Origin of the sequence: Actinomadura macra NBRC 14102 (genome assembly GCF_001552215.1) — a bacterium.
Classification (GTDB): domain Bacteria; phylum Actinomycetota; class Actinomycetes; order Streptosporangiales; family Streptosporangiaceae; genus Spirillospora; species Spirillospora macra.
The window spans coordinates 583,600-603,252 of record NZ_BCQT01000011.1; the positions used below are offsets into that span (position 1 = coordinate 583,600).

Genomic DNA, 19,653 nt, shown 5'->3' on the forward strand with positions numbered 1-19,653 from the left:
AGTGCAATGGCCGACTCACCTCCCCGGTCCGAGGTGCCGGACTCCGCGTCCGGTGGCGACCTGACAGTGTCGGAGGGCGTCGACGACGAAGTCCCGCCGGAGCAGCCGGAAGAGGCTGAACGGCCGGGGCCACCCGCCCAGGCCGAAGTGCCGGAGTTGGGGGAACAGGTCGAGCTTCCACCGTGGGGCATGTCGCCGCCGTGGTGGTCGCCCGGAACCGCAGACGGTTCCGGGCCCCAGATCGTCCTGGGCGGGACGGGCCCGCACGCGCTCCCCGGCCTGCCGAACGGAACCGGGCCCCACGTCCTGCCGGACGGCACGGGCCCGCTCCCGGCGATCGCCATGCCCGGACCGGCGGCGCAGGCCGTGTCTGCGGCGCAGGGGGCGCGCAAACGGATGTCCGGGCTGCTGCTCGGCGCGGGCGTCGCCGCGGTGCTGGTCGTGGCGATGGCGGGCGTGCTGGTGCTGCGGCAGGTCAACGGCGAGAACGCGCGTACGGCGGCGGTCCCCGCGTCCAAGAAGCGGATCGCGGCGGCGGCTCTCGCGGGCGGGCTGCACAAGGACACCACGGCGGCTCCGGTGAGTTCGGCGTATCCGTTCGTCGCTGCGGCGGTCCGGGCGGGCGGCGTGCCGGTGGGCGCGGAGGGCGTCTACGCCTCCGAGCCGAGGGGGCCGCTGAACGTGCTGTTCATGGGCGGGACGGGCCCGGTCGGCGACACGGCGGCCTTCCTGCAGAAGATCCGTCCGACGACGTACATCGCCGTGCAGAGCGCCAACGCGGGCAAGGGGGGCGGGCGGGCCCTGTGCGGCTCGTTCGCGGTGCTGGCCGATGTCCACCTGTACTGCGCGTGGGCGACCAAGGACTCCTACGGCGTCGTCGCCTCGAACGTCGCCGCGCCGGTCCGGCAGCTGCCGGCGATGGCCGAGCTCATGCGCGGGATCCGGCAGGACGTGGAGGGGCCGCGGCGCTGAACAGGCATCGGGTGGGCGCGTCCACCACGCCGAGGACCAGCCCGGTGAAGTAGACCGTCCCGAGGACGAGCACGCGGTATCCGAGGGTGGCGAGCGACTCGGGTGTCACCGCGGCGGCGTCGACGACGTCCCAGGCGGGTGGCAGGGCGCGGGTGAAGCGCAGGTGCGGCATCGGCAGCCGGACGAACGTCACCGGCAGGTCGCCCAGTTCGGCGACCGCCCCGTCCAGGTCCTTGTGGTCGGGCAGGCAGACGACCGCGTGGTCGATCGTCCCCCAGCGTTCGCGGGCGGCGGTGAGGGCGGCGGCGACGCCCGCCCGGTCGATGGCGGAGTCGATCAGTACGGTGGTCGCCGAGGCCGGGACGGGATGCCAGGACAGCCGCCCCGGCAGCACGACCGACCCCAGCACGGCCTCGGCCCGCCCGGCGGGGGGTTCCTGGACTCCCGGCAGGCGGCGGGCCGCGACGACGCCCAACTCGGCACTCACCCGTCCCAGCCCGCGGGGGAGCAACCGGGAGGCCAGGCCGCTGCCGCCGGCCGCCACGATCTCGACGCCCCCGCGCAGCGCGTCCGTGACCTCGGGGAGTTGCGGCGCCGACAGGACGGCCCGCGTCCCGGGCCCGGCCACAGCGGTCTTCTCCCGCGCGATCTCCGCCGCCGTGCCGCCGAGGACGTCGGCGTGTTCGAGGAAGACGGGGGTGAGCGCGACGACGTCGGGCGGGAAGAGGCTCACCTCGTCCGCCCGCCCGCCCATCCCCGCCTCCAAGACGAGCGCGTCCGCACCCGTGTCCCGTGCGTGCAGGAGTCCCGCGAGTGTGAACAGGCCCGCCGGGGACAGGTAGCCGTCCGACGGTGGCAGAACGTCGATTCCCGCGTGCAGCCGCGCGGCCAAGGACGCGAGTTCCTTCTCCGAGACCGACCGGCCACCGAGCCTGATCCGGTCCCGGTCGTCGCGGAGCCCAGGGCTGGTGACCGTGCACACCTTCAGGCCTGCTGCCGTGAGGAAAGCCGAGGCATAGGTGGCGGCGGTGCCCTTTCCCTTGGAACCCACGACGGTCAGAACAGGAATGTTCAAGGAAAGGACATCCAGAATCTCCGCGAGCGCACGCGCGCGCGGAAGGCTACGGCGCTCGCCAAGGGCGCGTCCTTCCCACTCTTGGAAGAACACACGGTCGGCTAGTCGGTCGGTACCCACACCACCCATGTTTCCAGCGTCCGACCCGGGACGGCGCCCCCGGCACCGCCGAGTAGGCTCTGAGGGTCACTTTCCGCAGTCATGGAGCATCGTGAGCCAGCCAACCGAGCCGCTCGACTACCGGGGCGCCGTCGGCGCGATCATGAGCCGCGGCGTCGAGTGGGAGATCGATCCCACGCTCGACCGCATCCGCGACCTGGTCGACGTCCTGGGAGAACCCCACCGCGCCTATCCCGTCATCCACGTGGCCGGGACGAACGGCAAGTCCAGCACCGCGCGGCTCATCGAGTCGCTGCTGCGCGAGCGCGGCCTGCGGACGGGGCTGTTCACCAGCCCCGAGATGACCACGCTGCGGGAGCGGATCGCGATCGACGGTGAGCCGATCGGCGAGGAGCGGTTCACCGAGGCGTTCCAGGACGTGCTGCCCTACGTCCAGCTCATCGACGGCAAGCACCCGGCGCAGCTGTCGTTCTTCGAGGTCCTCACGGCGATGGCGTACGCGGCGTTCGCGGACGCGCCGGTCGATGTGGCGGTCATCGAAACGGGCATGGGCGGCGTGTGGGACGCCACGAACGTGGCCGACGGGACGGTGGCGGTGATCACGCCCATCGGCCTGGACCACACCCGCTACCTCGGCGACACCATTGAGGAGATCGCCGGCGAGAAGGCCGGGATCATCAAGCCGGGCGCGGTCGCGGTGCTGGCCCAGCAGCCGGTCGAGGCCGCCGAGGTCCTGCTGCGGCGGATCGTGGAGACCGGCGCGGCGGCGGCCCGCGAGGGCATCGAGTTCGGCGTGCTGAGCCGGGACGTCGCGGTGGGTGGCCAGCAGCTCAGGCTTCAGGGCCTGCACGGCGTCTACGACGAGGTCTTCCTCCCGCTGTTCGGGGAGCACCAGGCGAGCAACGCCGCGACCGCACTGGCCGCGGTCGAGGCGTTCGCCAGTGGCGCACCGACCAGGGGAGAGATCAATCTGGAGGCCGCGACCCGCATCGCGCCCGGCGAGACCTACACCGGCGGCGAGGAGGGCCAGCTCGACCCGGCGCTGGTCCGCAGCGGGTTCGCCAAGTCGGCGTCGCCGGGTCGGCTGGAGGTCGTCCGGACCGGCCCCACCATCCTGCTGGACGCCGCGCACAACCCGGCGGGGATGGCCGCGAGCGTCGCCACGATCACCGAGTCGTTCAACTTCACCCGTCTGGTCGGCGTGTTCGCCGCCGCCGCGGACAAGGACATCGCGGGCATTCTCGACCAGCTTGAACCCGTTCTGGCGGAGCTCGTGGTGACCCGCAGTTCCTCGCCGCGCTCGCTGCCCCCCGAGGAACTGGCCGAGATCGCGCAGGGAATCCTCGGGCCCGACCGCGTCCACGTCGCGGAACGGCTCGACGACGCCATCGACCAGGCGATCGGGCTGGCCGAGGAGACCGGGGAATACCAGGGCGCCGGTGTGCTGATCACCGGCTCCGCGGTCACCGTCGGCGACGCCCGGACGCTGCTACGCGTGGCGGAGGGCCGGTGACGGCCATGAGCGCGACCCCGAACCCCGCCCGGCGCCTGCTGGCCACCGTGCTCGCCTGTGAGGCGATCGTGATCGCCCTCGCCATCCCGGTGGCGGTGACCGTGCTGGAGGTGGACGGCGGCACCGCCGGGCTGGTGTGCGGGGGGCTCGCGGTGGTCTGCGTCCTCATGGCGGGGTTGCTGCGGTTCCCGTGGGCGGTGCCCGCGGGCACCGTCCTCCAGGTGCTGATCATCGCGACCGGGTTCATGGTGCCGACCATGTTCTTCCTCGGTGCGGTATTCGGGGCGCTTTGGGCGACGGGCATTTGGATGGGACACAAGGCGGGGTCCTCCGCAACACGCTAAATTCACGGAGACGGCGCCGGATTCCCGGAGCCGTTTCCGCCCGCCGGCTCTCCCGGCCGCATTCTGTGCCAATTCCGGCATTTCTCCTTTTCGGGAAATGTTGGCTGGTGGGCGGCGACCTCCGAAGGAGCCGGCCGTGTCCCTCCCCGTGCCCGAACGCCCGCGCGCACGCCAGGCGACGGCGGGCGCGCTGTTGACGGCGGCGACCGCGCTGCCCGCCGCCGTGCTGGCCGTCCCCGACACCACCGCGAACGTGGTCCCCGCCGCCGCCGAGGCGCTCGGCCTCGGGAGCGGGCAGATCGCCGGCCTCCTGCGCGCCACCGGCCTGTCCCTCCCCGCGCTGCTGCTGGCAGTCCCGCTCGGTGCCCTCGCCGCACGCCGTCTGCCCGCGTGGACGGTGCTCGCCGCCGGCCTGCTGACCTTGCTGAGCGGACTCGGCGCCGCCCGGCTCGCGGTCTCGGTGCCGCAGGTCGGGATCGTCCGGGCGGTACAGGGCGCGGGCGCCGGCATCGCCCTGCCCGGCTCGCTCGTCCTGGTCTGGGAACGGCGAAGCCGCCTACCGGCCGCCCTGTGGGCCGGCGGTCTCACCGCCGCGCTGCTCACCGCGATGCCGCTGGCGCTGCGGGCCGTTCCGCTCCCGTCCGCCGCCACGGCCGCCCCCGACTGGCGCCGCGCGCTCGCACCGACCCCGTGGCCCGCCGTGGCCGCCGCCGGCGCGGTGATCCTCTTCCTCGTCCTGCGGGACCGGCGTCGGCGGCCCCTGCCCGCCCTGCGGCGCGCCGAGCGCGGCCAGCTCGTCCTGCCGCTCGTCCCCGCGGGCGGGTTCGCCTTCCTCGCCGTCATCGCCGCGGGCGGGTGGTCGCCTGGCGCTCGGCTCGCGGTGGCGGGCCTGGCGCTGCCCGCCCTCGTCGGCCTCGCCCTCACCGCACGCCGGGACGCGACCGCGGGCAGCCCGTTCGGATGCGCGGTCGTCATGATCACGACCGGGCTGCTGACCTACCCGGTGGCGGCGCCGCTGGCGGGGCTGTCCGCGGCGGCCGCGGAGGTGCGCGGCGACGAGACCGGTGTCCCGTTGGCGCCGTTCGCCGCCGGTGGAGCCGCCGCGCTGGCCGGAGCCCTCGCGGCCACCAGGGGAGACTCCCGGTGGGCCGTCCTCGCCGGGCACGCGCTGATACTCGCGGCCCTCCCGCTCGGCCTCGCCGCAGGCGCCCCGGCAGGCACCGGCTTGTTCGCCCTGCTGATCCCGCTCGGCACGGGAGCCGGGCTCGCGCTGGCCGCCTCACTGCGCGGCGCTAACGTCGGCGCGGCGCTGTTCGGGCTGGCGCTGTGCTTCCCCGCCGTCCTCACCGGGCAACTGCTCGTGCTGTCGCTTCAGTCGTCGTGGTTGCTGCGCAGGCGCCCGGTGACCGAGGCAGGGCAGGTGGAGGCGCTCACCGGCGGATACCGAGCCTGGCTCCTCGTCGCGGCGGTGTGCGCCGTGCTGCTTGCGGCGGCCAGCGCGCGCGCAGCCGCCAAGCCGACGGGCAAGACCGCGCCCATCGCACGCGCCGAGGCGTCCGCAAGCCCCAGCGGCCGGTAGGATTCGCGCGCAGTGGTGTGCAGGCCGCGGCGTGACGGATCACGCCGGGCCGGACCCCGCCGGACGGGGTGGCGCCACCTGATCCGACCTTCCTGAGGAGAATCATCCGTGTCCGAGCGCACTCTTGTCCTGGTCAAGCCCGACGGTGTCCGCCGCGGCGTCGTCGGCGAGGTCGTCTCCCGGATCGAGCGCAAGGGCCTGACGCTCGTCGCGCTCGAACTGCGCACCCTGGCGCGCGAGACGGCCGAGGCGCACTACGAGGAGCACGCGAGCAAGCCGTTCTTCGGTGAACTGGTCGAGTTCATCACCGGCGGCCCGCTCGTGGCCATCGTCGTGGAGGGCCCGCGCGCCATCGAGGCGTTCCGCGCACTGGCCGGCGCCACCGACCCGGTGAGCGCCACCCCCGGCACCATCCGCGGCGACTTCGCGCTGGAGATCGGTGAGAACATCGTGCACGGCTCGGACTCCACCTACTCCGCCGAGCGCGAGATCAAGCTCTTCTTCCCCGAACTGGGCTGACGATCTTCCTCCGGGACGCCGCCGCGCGGCGTCCCGGCACCGCCCAGCCCGATCGACACACGCGGGCCGGATCACTCCGGCTCACATCGGTTTAACTAAAACCACCCTGTTCAGCACCCGTTTTTTTGGCGACGCGCGCACCGCGGGTGACTGCCCGCTGGCGCGTGAGCACGTTACGATGGACAAGCCGCTATACACGCCCGTCAAGATGAAGGGCTCCCTTTCTTCATGGGTAACAAGCTGTCGTTTCTGGGCCGTGACATGGCGGTCGATCTGGGTACCGCAAACACGCTGGTGTACGTGCGGGGGCGTGGCATCGTCCTGAACGAACCGTCGGTCGTGGCGATCAACACCAACACCGGGAAGATCGTCGCGGTGGGCATCGAGGCGAAGCGGATGATCGGCCGCACACCCGGCAACATCGTCGCCGTCCGCCCGCTCAAGGACGGCGTGATCGCCGACTTCGACGTCACCGAGCGGATGCTGCGCTACTTCATCCAGAAGGTGCACAAGCGCCGGCACTTCGCCAAGCCGCGCATCGTGGTGGCGGTGCCGAGCGGCATCACCGGGGTCGAGCAGCGCGCCGTCAAGGAGGCCGGCTACCAGGCCGGCGCTCGCCGCGTCTACATCATCGAGGAGCCCATGGCCGCCGCGATCGGCGCGGGGCTGCCCGTCTACGAGCCCACCGGCAACATGGTCGTCGACATCGGCGGCGGTACCACCGAGGTCGCGATCATCTCGCTCGGCGGCATCGTGACGAGCCAGTCCGTCCGCGTCGGCGGCGACGAGCTCGACCAGGCGGTCATCTCCTTCTCCAAGAAGGAGTACTCCCTGATGCTCGGGGAACGGACCGCGGAGGAGATCAAGATGGCCATCGGGTCCGCCTATCCGGGTGGGGACGAGGAGCCGCATGCCGAGATCCGCGGCCGCGACCTGGTCAGCGGGCTTCCGAAGACCGTCGTGATCTCCGCCGAGGAGGTGCGGCGGGCCATCGAGGAGCCGGTCAACTCCATCGTGGACGCGGTGAAGACGACCCTCGACAAGTGCCCGCCCGAGCTGTCCGGCGACATCATGGACCGTGGGATCGCCCTCACCGGCGGCGGAGCCCTGCTGAAGAACCTCGACGAGCGGCTCCGCGAGGAGACCGGCATGCCGATCCACCTCGTGGACAACCCGCTCGACTCGGTCGTCCTCGGCACCGGCAAATGCGTCGAGGACTTCGAGTCCCTTCGGCAGGTGCTCGTCCCGGAGCCGCGGCACTGAGCTCCCGGCGAAACTAGGAACGGGAGGTCGGTGGGTGAAGGACACCCGGCGCACCCGCGTGGTCCTCGGCGCGCTGCTCATCACGGCGCTCGCCATGATCACCATTGACTACCGCGGCGGCGAGCACTCTCCGCTGCGCGGCCTGCGCGGGATCGGCGCGGCGGTGTTCGGCCCGGTCGAGCGCGCCTCGGCGTCGGTCGTCCGGCCGGTCGGCAACACCTTCGACGCGATCACCGACGCGCCCGGCGAACGGCGGCGCGCCGACCGGCTCGAACGCGAGAACCAGAAGCTGCGCGAGCAACTGCGCGCGGGCCGGCTCGACCAGGACCGCTCCGCCCAGCTCCAGCGGCTGCTCGGCACCGCCGGGATGGGCGGCTACAAGATCCGCGCCGCGCAGGTGATCTCCGCGGGGCAGGGCTTCGAGGACACCGTCACCATCGACGTCGGCAGCCGCAACGGCATCAGGACCGACATGACCGTGATGAGCGCCGAGGGGCTCGTCGGCCGCGTCACCCGCGTCGGGCCCGCGACCGCGACCGTCCTGCTCGCCACCGACCAGACGTCCTCGATCGGCTCCCGCCTGGAGGACTCCAAGGAGATCGGGATCGTGGAGGGCCGAGGCCGCCGCGGCCTCGGCAACGGCGGCAGCCCCCTGCGCTTCCAACTCCTGGACGCCGCGGCCCCGATGCGCGTCGGGCAGCGGGTCGTCACGCTCGGATCGCAGGGCGAACGGCCGTACGTGCCGGGCGTCCCCATCGGCGTGGTCGAGCGGATCGACAGCGCCAGCGGCGGCCTGACCCGCACCGCCTACGTCCGGCCGTTCGTCCGGTTCACCAGCCTGGACGTGGTCGCCGTGGTCGTGGCGCCGCCGAAGACCGACCCGCGGGACGCGGTGCTGCCACCGAAGCCGACCCCGCCACCGGCCCCGACACCGAAACCGAGCGGCACGCCGAGCCCCGGCGCGTCACCGTCCGCGAGCCCGGAGTCGAGCCGGAAGGCTCGACCGCGCGGCACCAAGAGCCCGACCACGAGACCGACCACGGGGGACTGACGTGCTGAACGCACCGGAGGCGTCGTCGACAGGACGCAACGTGATGGCCGGCGTGGTGATCGCGGTGGTGCTGATCCTCCAGGTCTCGGTGGCCAACCGGCTGCCGACGCCCGGCGGCGTGCAGCCCGATCTCGTCCTGCTGGCCGTGGTGGCGCTCGCGCTCGTCAACGGCTCGATGACGGGCATGGTCGCCGGGTTCCTGGCGGGCCTGGCCGCCGACATCATCCCGCCCTCCGACCACACCCTCGGACGCTACGCGCTGGTCTACTGCCTCATCGGCTACCTGTGCGGGATCGCGTCCGCCGAGATGGACCGGCAGTCGGCCGTCCCGTTCTTCGCCGTCGCCGCCGGGGCCCTCGCGGGCACCGTGCTGTACGCGGCGACCGGGATGATCCTCGGCGACCCGCGAGCCGAATGGGACACCGTGTCCAGCATGGTGCCGCTCCAGGTCGTCTACGACGTCATCGCCAGCCCCTTCATCGTGTGGGCGGTGCTGCGCGTCACCCGCCGGTACGAACGCGGCGAACGCGCGCGCGGGGATCGGCTGTCGGTGCCGGCCGCCCGTTACCGCGCGATGTCGGGGCGGAGCGGGAGCCTGTGAACTCCAAGACGCACTTCCGGCTCGTCGTCCTGTACGTCCTCGTCGGTGCGCTGCTGCTGGTCCTCGTCGGGCGGCTGTGGTCGCTCCAGGTCCTTGAAGGCACCCACTACCAGGAGATCGCGGCGCAGAACCGCACCCGCGACATCGTCGTCCCCGCCATCCGCGGCATGATCCTGGACAACCAGGGCCGTCCGCTCGTCCGCAACCGCAGCGCGCTCGTGGTCTCGGTCGACCGCACCTCGCTGGCACGGCAGAAGGACAAGGGCACCGGCGTCCTGAAGCGGCTCGCCGCGGTGCTCGGCACCAGCCAGGACGAGATCCTCAAGCGGATCAGGCTGTGCGGGCCCGGCATCAAGCGGCCCTGCTGGCCCGGCTCGCCCTACCAGCCGATCCCCGTGGACGACCGCGTCGACCCCAAGCGCGCTCTGCAGATCATGGAGCGGCAGGAGGACTTCCCCGGTGTGACCGCCCAGGTCCAGGCCGTCCGGGACTACCCGCGCCCCGAGGGCGCGGGGGCCGCGCAGACGCTCGGCTACCTCCAGCCGATCACGCAGGAGGAGCTCGACAAGCGCAAGGGCCTCAAGGTCACCGGCTACAGCGGGGTCGACCTGATCGGGCGCGCCGGCCTGGAGGCGCAGTACGACGGCGACCTGCGCGGCGAGCCGGGCTTCCGCAAGGTGCTCGTCGACAGCCAGGGCCGCGTCACCGGCACCGCGGCGGAGAAGGCGCCGGCGACCGGCGGCAACCTCGTCACCAGCATCGACGCCGGTGTGCAAGGTGCGGCGGAGAAGGCGCTCCAGGCCGCCATCGACGGTGCCCGCAAGGCCGGCAACAAGGCCGACGCCGGCGCCGCGGTCGTCATGGACGTGCAGACCGGCCGGGTGGTCGCGATGGCCAGCTACCCAACCTACGATCCGGCGATCTGGACCGGCGGCATCTCCCAGGACGAGTACGACGGGCTGCTCGGCAAGAAGAAGGGCGAGCCGCTGATCTCCCGCGTCACCGAGGGGCAGTTCGCGCCCGGGTCCACCTTCAAGATCTCCTCGGTGTCCGCCGCGGTGAAGGACGGGTACCCGTTGAACGGCATCTACCCCTGCCCCGGGTCGTACAACGTCGGAAGCCGCGCGTTCACGAACTTCGAGGGCCAGGGCCACGGCAACATGAACCTCCACCAGGCGCTGGTGGTGTCGTGCGACACCATCTTCTACAAGTTCGCCTACGAGGAGTGGCTCCGCGACGGCGCCATGAAGCCGCGCAAGAGCCCGTCCGACCCGATGGTGGGGATGGCGCGCAGCTTCGGCTTCGGGGCCCGCACCGGTATCGACCTGCCGAGCGAGACGCCGGGCCGCATCCCCGACCGGGGCTGGAAGCGCAGCTACTGGAACGCCACCAAGAAGGCCGACTGCAAGGGCGCCAAGGAGGGCTACCCCGGCGTCGCCAAGACCGACCCGGCCCGCGCCGCCTACCTCAAGGCCATCGCCACGGAGAACTGCACCGAGGGTTTCGTGTGGCGGGCCGGAGACGCGGCGAACTTCTCGGTCGGCCAGGGCGACGTCCTGGTGACGCCGCTGCAGCTCACGCGCGCGTACGCGGCTGTCGCCAACGGCGGCAGGCTCGTCACGCCGCGGCTCGGCGTCGCGGTGATGCGGGCGGACGGCTCGCTCGTCCGCCGGATCCCCGACCCGCCCGAGCCGAGACTGCCGGTCGATTCGAAGATCCTCAAGTACATCCGCAGTGGCCTGGCCGACGTGACCAAGAAGGGCACGGCCGCCGGAGCCTTCTCCGGATTCGACTTCAAACGGGTCGACGTCGCGGGCAAGACCGGCACTGCCGAGGTCTTCGGCAAGGCCGACACCTCGTGGTTCGCCTCGTTCGGGCCGGCCGGCAAGCCCCGCTTCGCGGTGGTCGCGATGGTCGCACAGGGCGGTACCGGCGCCTCCACGGCGGCGCCCGCCGTCCGCGCGATCTGGGAGGCCATGTACGGGACGAAGGACAAAAAGCCCCTCCTCAGGGACGGCAGGCTTCCGTCCGACCTCCCGAAGCCCCCCGCGGACGGGGCCGCGCCGTGACCCCGGATGGCGGCCCGACGCCGCGTGGATGCGGTCGCCCGACTCCGAGCGGAGCGAGGCCATGAACGAGGCGAACGTCGGATCCATCGGCGGATATCGCGACCGGGTGCTGTGGCAGAGCCGCGTCGCGGGTCTGCGGCGCCTCGACTGGACGCTGTGCCTGACCGTTCTCGCCCTGTCGCTGATCGGCGCGCTGCTGGTGCGCTCGGCGACGTTCCAGCTCATGACCGAGCAGGGCAAGGACCCCGAGAGCTTCCTCAAGCGCCACATCCTCAACCTGATCATCGGGTTCGTGCTCGGCGGCGTGGTGACCGTCCTCGACTACCGGCTGCTGCGCGCCTACGTCCCGATCCTGTACGGCCTGGCCTGCGTGGGCCTGGTCGCGGTCCTCACCCCGCTCGGCTCGACGATCAACGGGTCGCACTCGTGGATCGTGATCGGCGGCGGGTTCCAGGTGCAGCCGTCGGAGTTCGCCAAGGTCGGTCTCGTCGTGCTGCTCGCCATGATCCTCGGGGAGCCGCGGGACGGTGAGATCGGTCCCGGCCGGCGTGACGTGCTGCTCGCCCTCGCGCTCGCCGGCGTACCGGCGGCGCTGATCATGCTGCAGCCCGACCTCGGCACCACGCTGGTGTTCACCGCTGTGGTCCTCGGGATGCTGGCGGTCTCCGGCGCCCGGAAACGCTGGCTGGTGGGGCTGGTCGGCGGCGGTGTCGCCGCGGGCTTCGCGGTGTGGTTCTTCGGGCTGCTGAAGCCCTACCAGCTCGCCCGGTTCACCGCCTTCATGGACCCGTCCGCCGACCCGCGCGGCGCCGGCTACAACGCCCAGCAGGCCCGGATCGCGATCGGCTCCGGCGGCGCGTTCGGCAAGGGCCTGTTCAACGGCGAGCAGACCGGCGGGCATTTCGTCCCCGAGCAGCAGACCGACTTCATCTTCACCGTGGCGGGGGAGGAACTCGGCTTCGTCGGCGCCGCCGTGATCATCGTGCTGCTCGGCGTCGTGCTGTGGCGCGGCCTGCGCATCGCGACCCAGGCCGCCGACCTGTTCGGCACGCTCGTGGCGACCGGGGCGGTGTGCTGGCTGGCGTTCCAGACGTTCGAGAACGTCGGGATGACGATCGGGATCATGCCGATCACCGGGCTGCCGCTGCCGTTCGTGTCCTACGGCGGCTCCGCCACCTTCGCCAACATGATCGCGTTCGGGCTGCTCCAGGCCGTCCATGTGCGGCGCAGACCCTTCGACTAGGGCCCGGCGGTAGGCTGGACGTTCATCCATGGCCACAGCACGGAGGACCCGCCATGCCCGTCCAGTCGATCTTCCCGCGACTGGAGCCGCTGCTCCCGCGCGTGCAAAAGCCGATCCAGTACGTCGGTGGAGAGCTGAACTCGCAGGCCAAGGACTGGGACGAGGCCGAGGTCCGGTGGGCCCTGATGTACCCGGACGCCTACGAGGTCGGCCTGCCGAACCAGGGCGTCCAGATCCTCTACGAGATCCTCAACGAGCGCGACGGCGTCCTCGCGGAGCGGACCTACTCGGTCTGGCCCGACATGGAGGCCGTCATGCGGGAGAACGGCATCCCGCAGTTCACCGTCGACGCGCACCGTCCGGTCGCCGCGTTCGACGTGTTCGGCGTCTCGTTCTCCACCGAACTGGGTTACACCAACCTGCTGACGGCGCTCGACCTCGCCGGCATCCCCCTCGACGCGGCCGACCGCACCGACGCCCACCCGATCGTCCTGGCGGGCGGGCACGCCGCCTTCAACCCCGAGCCGATCGCCGATTTCATCGACGCCGCCGTGCTCGGCGACGGAGAGGAGATCGCGCTCGCGATCACCGACGTGATCCGGGAGTGGAAGGCCGAGGGCGAGCCCGGTGGACGGGACGGGCTGCTGATGCGCCTCGCCGCGTCCGGTGGCGTGTACGTCCCGCGCTTCTACGACGTGTCCTACCTGCCGGACGGCCGGATCCAACGGGTCGCGCCCAACCGTCCGGGCGTGCCGTGGCGGGTCGAGAAGCACACCGTCATGGACCTCGACCAGTGGCCGTACCCGAAAAAGCCCCTGGTCCCGCTTGCCGAGACCGTCCACGAGCGGTTCAGCGTGGAGATCTTCCGCGGCTGCACCCGCGGCTGCCGGTTCTGCCAGGCCGGGATGATCACCCGCCCGGTCCGGGAGCGGTCGATCACCACGATCGGCGCGATGGTCGACCAGGGGCTGAAGGAGTCCGGTTTCCAGGAGGTCGGCCTGCTCAGCCTGTCCAGCGCCGACCACAGCGAGATCGGCGAAGTCGCCAAGGGGCTCGCCGACCGCTACGAGGGCACCAACACCTCGCTGTCGCTGCCGTCCACCCGCGTGGACGCCTTCAACATCACCCTCGCCAACGAGTTCTCGCGCGGCGGGCGCCGGTCCGGGCTGACCTTCGCCCCCGAGGGCGGCTCCGAACGGATGCGCAAGGTGATCAACAAGATGGTCACCGAGGACGACCTGATCCGCACCGTCAGCACCGCCTACGAGAACGGCTGGCGGCAGGTCAAGCTGTACTTCATGTGCGGGCTGCCCACCGAGGAGGACGAGGACGTCCTGGCCATCGCCGACATGGCCAAGCGCGTCATCCGGGCGGGACGCGAGGCCACCGGGCGCAAGGACATCCGCTGCACCGTCTCCATCGGCGGGTTCGTCCCGAAGCCGCACACGCCTTTCCAGTGGGCCGCCCAGTGCGACCACGAGACCGTCGACCGCCGCCTGCGCGCCCTCAAGGACGCCCTGCGCGGCGACCGCGAGTACGGCCGCGCCATCGGCCTGCGCTACCACGACGGCCAGCCGTCCATCGTCGAGGGCCTGCTGTCGCGCGGCGACCGGCGCGTCGGCCGGGTCATCCGCGCCGTGTGGGAGGACGGCGGGCGGTTCGACGGCTGGAGCGAGCACTTCTCCTACGAGCGCTGGACGGACTGCGCCGCGAAGGCGCTGGCCGGAGAGCCCGTCGACCTCGACTGGTACACGGTCCGCGAGCGCGACGAGGTCGAGGTGCTGCCCTGGGACCACCTCGACGCCGGGCTCGACCGCGAGTGGCTCTGGCAGGACTGGCAGGACGCCGTGGACGGGACCGAGGTCGAGGACTGCCGCTGGACCCCGTGCTATGACTGCGGCGTCTGCCCGACCATGGGAACCGAGATCCAGATCGGGCCGACGGGCCGCAGGCTGCTTCCCCTGTCGGTGGTCTGACCGGGCCTCCGGATGCGCCGTCCCAGGCCAGAACGGGATTCGATCGGGGCCTGAACCGGCCGCCTGAACCCCCTGAGCTGCGGGGCTCGCGGTGTTCGCGCCCCGGCCGGGGGCAAAAGGGCACCGAGCGACCCGTACTCTATAGGGAGACGTTTTCGACTCGACACGAGTAGGAAGGACAAGAGCCCTGGCACCCATGCCGGAGGGTCCGGCGCCGGCCCCAGTGATCCAGCGCCTGCGCGTCCGCTACGCCAAGCGGGGCAGGCTGCGGTTCACGAGCCACCGCGACATTTCCCGGGCCGTGGAACGCGCCGTGCGGCGCGCCGGGATCCCTGTCGCGTTCAGCGCCGGATTCACCCCGCACCCGAAGATCTCGTACGCGGGTGCGGCGGCGACAGGGGTGGCCAGCGAGGCCGAGTACCTTGAGATCGGGCTCATCGAGACCCGCGACCCTGCGCGGGTACGGGCCGATCTCGACGCTGCCCTGCCCCCCGGGCTCGACATCGTGGATGTCGTGCCGGTCGGGGCGGGACGCGCCGCGGACGCGCAGGCGAAGCCGGGCGCGTTCGCCGATCGGCTCCAGGCGTCCGAATGGCGGATCCGGCTGGACGGCGTGTCGCACGACGACGCCGCCGCTGCCGTCGCCGCCTTCCTGGACGCGCGCGACATCGAGGTGGAACGCCTCACCAAGAAGGGGCGCCGCCGGTTCGACGTGCGCGCCGCCGTCCTCACCCTGGAGGCACCCGCCCCTGGGGCGGATCGGCGCGCCGCGGAGGCGGCGGATGCCCCTTGTGCGATACTTCGAATGGTTGTTCGGCATTCCACACCCGCCGTTCGACCCGACGACATCCTCACCGGACTGCGCCAGGTCGCCGACCTAGCGCCGCCGTCACCGCCACTGGTGACCAGGCTGGCGCAGGGGCCCCTCGACGCGGCCACCGGTGGCCTCGCGGATCCTCTGGATCCCGACCGGGAGATCGGCCTGCCGTCCGGCGACGACGCCGAGACGGCCCGCGGCCCTGTGCGGTCGCAGCCCGGGGAACCCGCGAGCGCGGATGCCGTCAGCGCCTGATCGTGGGACCGAAGCCGTGGCAGCACGGAACCGGTCCCGCAGGGGACGGCGGGCGCACCCCCGACGACTTCGTCGTCATGGCCGGACGACCGTCCGGCGGTGACGACGCCGACGACTGACGGAGAGCTCTCGTGCGGCGCACCGCACCGGTTCCGCCCCCTGGCGGAGCAGGCGGTCGCGCCCGGGAGCCTGACGGGAGATTGCCCGGATGCTTGATAACGAAGCCGATTCGGCCGCTGCCGAAGGCACTGGCAACGACAATGACGACACCACGACCGGGACCGGCGTGACCACACGCTCCCGGCGCCGCGCGAGCCGCCCCGCCGGCCCGCCGCCGGATGTGGAGGACACGCCCGCGGCGCCCGCCGCCGCGGCGCCGCCCGCCTCGGCGGAGGAGCCCACGCCCGCCCAGGAGCCGGAGCCGGCTCCCAAGCGCAGGACCACCGCCCGCCGGACGGCCGCTCCCGAGCCCGAGGCCACCCCCGCCGCAGAGCCCGCGCCCGAAGCCGGCGCCACGCCCGCGGCCGAGGCACCGGCGAAGAGGACGCGGACCCGCACCCGCACCAGGACCACGAAGGCCGCCGAGACCGCCGGCGACAGCACCGCGGAGACCGCGGAGACCGCCGAGGCCGTTCCGATGACCGGCGCGGAGACGTCGCCGGAGGAGACCCCGGCCGAGAAGGCGCCCACGCGCACGCGGACCCGCCGCCGCGCGAGCGCCGCCGCGCCCGTCACGCCGGACGAGCCGGACGTCCCGTCCGTGCCCGGGGTGCCCGGAGCCGCGCCCGAGGCGGGCCAGGTGTCGGAGACCGAACCCGCGAGCGGCGTCGTGCCCGGCGTGACGTTCCAGCCGCCGATGGTCGTCTTCCAGCCGCCGCAGCCGAAGGCCGAGGCCCCCGCCCGTCCCAAGGAGGAGCCGAAGGCCGCCGAGCCCGCCGCCGAGGAGCAGGACGAGCACGGCCCGTCCGCGCACGAGGACGACGACGAGGACGACGGCAGGCCCTCGCGCCGGCGCCGCCGCCGGGGTGGCCGTGGCCGCGGCCGCGGCAAGGACGGCGCCGACGACGAGGCGCAGGCCGAGGAGGTCGCCGAGGCCGAGGAGGCCAAGGACGAGCAGCCCGCCAGGGCGGGCAAGGCGGGCAGGGCGACGAAGGCCGCCAAGACCAAGGCCAAGGACAAGCCCGCCAAGGCCGAGCAGGACGAGCCCGCGCAGGACTCCGACGAGGACGACGGTGACGGGCAGGGCGGCACCAGCCGCCGCCGGCGCCGCCGTCGGCGGCGCTCCGGGACCGACGGCGAGGGCGGCGTCACCGACGACCCGCCGAACACCGTCGTGCACGTGCGCGACGCCCGCGCCGTGGAGGACGAGGTCCAGTCCGTCCGGGGCTCGACCCGGCTGGAGGCCAAGAAGCAGCGCCGCCGCGAGGGCCGCGAGCAGGGTCGCCGCCGCCCGCCGGTGATCACCGAGGCCGAGTTCCTGGCACGCCGTGAGGCCGTCGAGCGGATCATGGTGGTGCGGCAGGAGGGCGAGCGTACGCAGGTCGCCGTGCTGGAGGACGACGTCCTCGTCGAGCACTACGTCAACCGCGCCACCCACCAGTCGTACGTGGGCAACGTCTACCTGGGCAAGGTCCAGAACGTGCTGCCGTCGATGGAGGCGGCGTTCGTCGACATCGGCAAGGGCCGCAATGCCGTCCTGTACGCGGGCGAGGTCAACTGGGACGTCGCCGGCCTGGAGGGCCAGCCCCGCCGCATCGAGTCGGCGCTGAAGTCCGGCCAGTCGGTGCTCGTCCAGGTCACCAAGGACCCGCTCGGCCACAAGGGCGCCCGGCTGACCAGCCAGGTCTCGCTGCCCGGCCGCTACCTGGTGTACGTGCCGGACGGCTCGATGACCGGCATCAGCCGCAAGCTCCCCGACAAGGAGCGCAGCCGGCTCAAGTCGATCCTGAAGAAGGTCATGCCGGAGAACGCGGGCGTGATCGTCCGCACGGCCGCCGAGGGCGCGACCGAGGAGGAGTTGTCCCGGGACGTCTCGCGCCTCGCGGCGCAGTGGGACAACATCCAGAAGAAGGTCAAGACCGCCTCGGCGCCGTCGCTGCTGTACGGCGAGCCGGACCTGACGATCCGGGTCGTCCGCGACATCTTCAACGAGGACTTCGCCAAGCTCGTGGTGTCCGGCGGCGACGCCTGGGACACCGTCTCCGAGTACGTGGAGTACGTCGCGCCGCACCTCGCCGACCGCGTCGAGCGCTGGGCGGGCAACCAGGACGTGCTCGGCGCGTTCCGCGTCGACGAGCAGATCGCCAAGGCGCTGGACCGCAAGGTGTGGCTGCCCTCCGGCGGCTCGCTGGTGATCGACCGCACCGAGGCGATGACGGTCATCGACGTCAACACCGGGAAGTTCACCGGGCAGGGCGGCAACCTGGAGGAGACCGTCACCCGCAACAACCTGGAGGCGGCCGAGGAGATCGTCCGCCAGCTGCGGCTGCGCGACATCGGCGGCATCGTCGTGATCGACTTCATCGACATGGTGCTGGAGAGCAATCGCGACCTGGTGCTGCGCCGGCTCGTCGAATGCCTGTCGAGGGACCGCACCAAGCACCAGGTGGCCGAGGTGACGTCGCTGGGCCTGGTCCAGATGACCCGCAAGCGCGTCGGACAGGGCCTGCTGGAGGCGTTCTCGGAGACCTGCGAGTCCTGCAACGGCCGTGGCATCCACGTCCACCTGACGCCCGTCGAGCCCAAGCCGGACAAGGCGTCCGCCAAGGAGACCGGCCGGCGCCGCAAGCGCAAGGGCGAGGTCGAGAGGGTGGTCGAGGAGAAGCTGGCCCAGCACGAGACCAAGCCCCGGGAAGCCGCGGAGCCCGAACCGCAGGAAGAGCCTGAGCCGGCGCGCCCCGCGCGGTCGCGGGCGAAGAAGTCCGGGCCCGCCAAGCGCCCCGCGGGCCCGCCGCCGGAGGTCGACGCCGACGAGTCGCCGGCCCAGGCCGCGGTGGAGGCCGCGGACGCCGCGGCCGAGGTCGCCGCGACCTCGCCGGGCGTCCTGGACGACGCCGAGCCGGTCGCCGTCACCGGGGCCGAGGCCGACGGGGCCGAGGCCGACGGGGCCGAGGCCAACGGGGTTGAGGCCAACGGGGTTGAGGCGAACGGAGCCGAGGCGAACGGAGCCGAGGCCGGTGACGAGGAGGCCCGGGGCGCCGAGGCGGGTGCCGCGGAGGCCAACGGGTCCGCGGCGTCCAGCGCACCGTCCACCGCGCCCTCCGCCGAGGCGAACGGCGCGGCCACCGGGGAGGTCGAGGAGCCCGGCGGCGGACGCCGCCGCCGCGTCCGCCGTCCCCGCGCTGCCGCCCAGGCCGCCGATTCCGACTGAGGCCGGAACACCCCGCCCTGGCCGGACGCGTTCGCGTTCCGGCCAGGGCATCCGGTAGTCTTGTGCTTCGGCGCGTCGTGTGCGCGTCACCTGAACCCGCACCGCGAGCCCCGTCCAGGGCTGTGCCGGTGCACACCTCGCCGATCCGGTGAGGCAGAGCAGAGAGCGCCAGAGTCTTCTCTGGTGTGCCGCCCTCGGCACCGCTGCCGGGGGTAGGCCCCCATCCGGGGGCTGGTGAGCCACGCGCGGGACCGGTTCAGTCCGGAAGCGCGCGCAGACGAAGGGTTTCCGCGGTGTACGCGATTGTCCGCGCAGGCGGCAGGCAGGAGAAGGTCGCCACCGGCGACGTGCTGACCGTCGACAAGCTGGCCGGTGAGGTCGGCTCGACCGTCACGTTCCCGGCCCTGCTGGTCGTGGACGGCGACGACGTCGTCAGCGCCTCGGCCGACCTCGCGCGCTACGAGGTGACCGCCGAGATCCTCGGCGCCGTCAAGGGCCCGAAGATCAACATCATGCACTACCGGAACAAGACCGGGTACAAGCGGCGGATGGGTCACCGCCAGCCGTACACCGAGGTCAAGATCACCGGTATCAAGGCCGGGAAGTAAGGGAGCGGTCAGATGGCACACAAGAAGGGCGCGTCGTCCAGCCGTAACGGCCGCGACTCCAACGCCCAGCGCCTCGGCGTCAAGCGCTACGGCGGCCAGGTCGTCAACGCCGGCGAGATCATCGTCCGGCAGCGCGGCACCCACTTCCACCCCGGCCCCGGCGTCGGGCGCGGCGGCGATGACACGCTGTTCGCGCTGGTCGCGGGCGCCGTGGAGTTCCGCCGCTACCGCGGCCGCAACGCCGTGAGCGTCGTCCCGTCGGCGGAGTAGTCCGCCGA

General features: G+C 72.5%; 16 protein-coding genes. 15 read left to right on the forward strand and 1 reads right to left on the reverse strand.

Going from position 1 to position 19,653, the window contains the following annotated elements:
- Positions 1 to 6: 6 nt before the first annotated feature.
- Entirely contained in the window at positions 7 to 972 is a 966-nt protein-coding gene (locus tag AMA02S_RS22265; RefSeq protein ID WP_067461262.1) for a hypothetical protein, read from the forward strand.
- Here AMA02S_RS22265 and AMA02S_RS22270 read toward each other — a convergent pair.
- A complete protein-coding gene (locus AMA02S_RS22270) occupies positions 929 to 2,023 on the reverse strand; it encodes a folylpolyglutamate synthase/dihydrofolate synthase family protein (RefSeq protein ID WP_245667720.1) in 1,095 nt (364 codons plus the stop codon). The two genes, AMA02S_RS22265 and AMA02S_RS22270, sit on opposite strands and share 44 nt — an antisense overlap.
- A 286-nt stretch (positions 2,024 to 2,309) precedes the next feature.
- Between AMA02S_RS22270 and AMA02S_RS22275 the strand changes: the two genes are divergently transcribed.
- The 14 genes from AMA02S_RS22275 to rpmA all read left to right on the forward strand — a co-directional run bounded on the left by AMA02S_RS22275 (position 2,310) and on the right by rpmA (position 19,645).
- Positions 2,310 to 3,680, forward strand: coding sequence for a bifunctional folylpolyglutamate synthase/dihydrofolate synthase (locus AMA02S_RS22275; RefSeq protein ID WP_067461360.1), 1,371 nt, complete (start codon positions 2,310 to 2,312; stop codon positions 3,678 to 3,680).
- A gap of 5 nt (positions 3,681 to 3,685) precedes the next feature.
- Complete coding sequence (locus tag AMA02S_RS22280) at positions 3,686 to 4,024, forward strand: DUF4233 domain-containing protein (protein WP_067461361.1); 339 nt, start codon at positions 3,686 to 3,688, stop codon at positions 4,022 to 4,024.
- Positions 4,025 to 4,160: 136 nt separating this feature from the next.
- Positions 4,161 to 5,603 carry a hypothetical protein gene (locus AMA02S_RS22285; protein WP_067461264.1) on the forward strand — a complete coding sequence of 481 codons (1,443 nt, stop codon included), beginning with the start codon at positions 4,161 to 4,163 and terminating at the stop codon, positions 5,601 to 5,603.
- Positions 5,604 to 5,711: 108 nt separating this feature from the next.
- Positions 5,712 to 6,122: a nucleoside-diphosphate kinase gene (gene ndk, locus AMA02S_RS22290; RefSeq protein WP_067461265.1), complete on the forward strand. Its 411-nt coding sequence runs from the start codon at positions 5,712 to 5,714 to the stop codon at positions 6,120 to 6,122.
- 228 nt (positions 6,123 to 6,350) lie between these two features.
- Positions 6,351 to 7,385: a rod shape-determining protein gene (locus AMA02S_RS22295; RefSeq protein WP_067461266.1), complete on the forward strand. Its 1,035-nt coding sequence runs from the start codon at positions 6,351 to 6,353 to the stop codon at positions 7,383 to 7,385.
- A gap of 34 nt (positions 7,386 to 7,419) precedes the next feature.
- Positions 7,420 to 8,436 (forward strand): rod shape-determining protein MreC, encoded by a 1,017-nt coding sequence (mreC, locus tag AMA02S_RS22300; protein ID WP_067461267.1) that lies wholly within the window; start codon positions 7,420 to 7,422, stop codon positions 8,434 to 8,436.
- A 1-nt stretch (position 8,437) separates the two neighbouring features.
- Positions 8,438 to 9,037 carry a rod shape-determining protein MreD gene (gene mreD / locus AMA02S_RS22305; RefSeq protein ID WP_067461268.1) on the forward strand — a complete coding sequence of 200 codons (600 nt, stop codon included), beginning with the start codon at positions 8,438 to 8,440 and terminating at the stop codon, positions 9,035 to 9,037.
- Positions 9,034 to 11,106, forward strand: coding sequence for a penicillin-binding protein 2 (gene mrdA, locus AMA02S_RS22310; RefSeq protein WP_067461269.1), 2,073 nt, complete (start codon positions 9,034 to 9,036; stop codon positions 11,104 to 11,106). Before mreD ends, mrdA begins: the two co-directional genes overlap by 4 nt.
- Before the next feature lie 61 nt (positions 11,107 to 11,167).
- Positions 11,168 to 12,349, forward strand: a complete 1,182-nt coding sequence (gene rodA / locus AMA02S_RS22315; protein ID WP_084265484.1) for a rod shape-determining protein RodA — start codon at positions 11,168 to 11,170, stop codon at positions 12,347 to 12,349.
- A gap of 53 nt (positions 12,350 to 12,402) precedes the next feature.
- The gene (locus tag AMA02S_RS22320) at positions 12,403 to 14,325 is read left to right on the forward strand and encodes a TIGR03960 family B12-binding radical SAM protein (RefSeq protein ID WP_067461271.1); all 1,923 of its coding nucleotides are present in this window, start codon (positions 12,403 to 12,405) and stop codon (positions 14,323 to 14,325) included.
- Positions 14,326 to 14,521: 196 nt separating this feature from the next.
- On the forward strand, positions 14,522 to 15,397 hold the full coding sequence (locus AMA02S_RS22325) for a TIGR03936 family radical SAM-associated protein (protein WP_067461272.1): 876 nt from the start codon (positions 14,522 to 14,524) through the stop codon (positions 15,395 to 15,397).
- A 208-nt stretch (positions 15,398 to 15,605) separates the two neighbouring features.
- Complete coding sequence (locus AMA02S_RS22330) at positions 15,606 to 18,767, forward strand: Rne/Rng family ribonuclease (RefSeq protein WP_084265468.1); 3,162 nt, start codon at positions 15,606 to 15,608, stop codon at positions 18,765 to 18,767.
- 293 nt (positions 18,768 to 19,060) lie between these two features.
- Positions 19,061 to 19,375: a 50S ribosomal protein L21 gene (gene rplU / locus AMA02S_RS22335; RefSeq protein ID WP_067461273.1), complete on the forward strand. Its 315-nt coding sequence runs from the start codon at positions 19,061 to 19,063 to the stop codon at positions 19,373 to 19,375.
- A 12-nt stretch (positions 19,376 to 19,387) separates the two neighbouring features.
- A complete protein-coding gene (gene rpmA / locus AMA02S_RS22340) occupies positions 19,388 to 19,645 on the forward strand; it encodes a 50S ribosomal protein L27 (protein ID WP_067461274.1) in 258 nt (85 codons plus the stop codon).
- Positions 19,646 to 19,653: the final 8 nt, after the last annotated feature.

What these genes read in the sequence shown, in the direction of transcription:
- AMA02S_RS22275 (WP_067461360.1), top strand. Translation starts at nt 2,310, where the DNA reads ATGAGCCGCGGCGTCGAGTGGGAGATCGATCCCACGCTCGACCGCATC.
- AMA02S_RS22295 (WP_067461266.1), top strand. Translation starts at nt 6,351, where the DNA reads ATGGGTAACAAGCTGTCGTTTCTGGGCCGTGACATGGCGGTCGATCTG.
- AMA02S_RS22325 (WP_067461272.1), top strand. Translation starts at nt 14,522, where the DNA reads ATGCCGGAGGGTCCGGCGCCGGCCCCAGTGATCCAGCGCCTGCGCGTC.
- AMA02S_RS22265 (WP_067461262.1), top strand. Translation starts at nt 7, where the DNA reads ATGGCCGACTCACCTCCCCGGTCCGAGGTGCCGGACTCCGCGTCCGGT.
- AMA02S_RS22320 (WP_067461271.1), top strand. Translation starts at nt 12,403, where the DNA reads ATGCCCGTCCAGTCGATCTTCCCGCGACTGGAGCCGCTGCTCCCGCGC.
- AMA02S_RS22280 (WP_067461361.1), top strand. Translation starts at nt 3,686, where the DNA reads ATGAGCGCGACCCCGAACCCCGCCCGGCGCCTGCTGGCCACCGTGCTC.
- rodA (WP_084265484.1), top strand. Translation starts at nt 11,168, where the DNA reads ATGAACGAGGCGAACGTCGGATCCATCGGCGGATATCGCGACCGGGTG.
- rpmA (WP_067461274.1), top strand. Translation starts at nt 19,388, where the DNA reads ATGGCACACAAGAAGGGCGCGTCGTCCAGCCGTAACGGCCGCGACTCC.
- AMA02S_RS22330 (WP_084265468.1), top strand. Translation starts at nt 15,606, where the DNA reads ATGCTTGATAACGAAGCCGATTCGGCCGCTGCCGAAGGCACTGGCAAC.